General features: G+C 32.8%; 1 protein-coding gene. It reads right to left on the bottom strand.

Annotated features, from left to right (window positions below; all coding sequences use genetic code 11):
• Positions 1-374: 374 nt before the first annotated feature.
• Positions 375-1,127 (bottom strand): HIRAN domain-containing protein, encoded by a 753-nt coding sequence (locus tag ACFQ3N_RS17620; protein WP_390364050.1) that lies wholly within the window; start codon positions 1,125-1,127, stop codon positions 375-377.
• Positions 1,128-1,258: the final 131 nt, after the last annotated feature.

The following is a 1,258-nucleotide window of genomic DNA, read 5'->3' as shown; positions in this document are numbered from 1 at the left end:
ACGATTACCCAAGAAGCCCCCACTTCAAGCAACCCGTAAGGGTGGTAAGTGGTGGGAGTAGTTCACTAGACAGTTGTGTCTATGTTGACTTATCGCAGGAAGGAAATGAAAGTTCAATAGTCGCTTTGAGGGAGCTACATTATACTAAATTTCAGTCAAAGTCTTCCATATATCAAATTTTATAAATTCCTAATCCAAAGAAACGCATCTATTTGTATACGGTTTCACCGTAACGTTGGAAAGGGTAAATAACTAAAAAAAAGTAGAGGTCTGATTACGACCTCTATCCTGTTAATTTTCTATTTTTAAAAGTGAGATTGCTTTTATTTTATAAATATTGTAACTTTTCTCATACTAAAATTTATTATTAATTATTATACTGCTGTTTCTACAAATGCAAGAAACTCAGGTATTCTTTTATTTCCAGAAGGGATTTCACTTACATAGTTCAATTTTACCCACCAATGTGGTGTTGAAATTTCATTTACTTTTGAAATTGTAACAATGGGGCTAGCCCCATTTTCTAACAAAGCAAAGACTCCCTTAGAATAGAATCCTGGTATATAACCTAACTTAACTCCAGTCTCTGTATATATAGCAACTGCATTAGGATCATAACTATTTTCTGGTTCTTGTACTAAAGTTACTGTCTTTATTGTTTTTAATAATTGAGGCCAATTTTTTGGTAATTTTTGATATCGCATGCCGTGTATAAAGAAACTTGTGTGAACATTTCCATCACTTTCTACTCTTAGAGGGCGTTCAAAAGAATAAGTATCATTTGCTAAACGCCCTCGCGTTTCTTCAAGTATTTCCATTTTGGAGTGGTTTTTGTCCAAACCAAGTTCCTCCATAATTATGCTGAAATCAGCGCGAATAGGTGATGGTAAACGTCGATCAAATGCATTAAATAGCTCTTTTGACTTATAAGTTTTATTAGGGTCAGGAAATGCAGGATGTAACATATACTCATCCTTTAAAGCATCGTTTAATTTCCAATATTCTTTTTGTGCAGAAGTATATGAAAACTCATAATGATTATCGAAATAAGATAAAGTACCAATATGATAATATGACCTCGTTTTAGGGTTTTGCCATACAACCCATAATGATTTAACGTCATTCATAATTTTCACTCCTCCCCTGTCCACTGTAAAACCTTTTTTATTCTAAAAGGTACTATATTCATTAACACTAGCGTTGCATAAAATTTTTCAACAGAAGTCAAACAAATTATTTTATGCCAAAATTATGAATA

It is taken from the genome of Virgibacillus byunsanensis (assembly GCF_042675965.1).
Taxonomy (GTDB): Bacteria; Bacillota; Bacilli; order Bacillales; family Amphibacillaceae; genus Virgibacillus_R; species Virgibacillus_R byunsanensis.
The sequence above is the reverse complement of the archived record's forward strand: the minus strand, read 5'-3'. Positions and strand labels throughout refer to the sequence as shown.

Bases quoted from the DNA above. Each gene is read 5' to 3' on its own strand.
- ACFQ3N_RS17620 (WP_390364050.1), bottom strand. From the start codon at position 1,127: ATGAATGACGTTAAATCATTATGGGTTGTATGGCAAAACCCTAAAACG.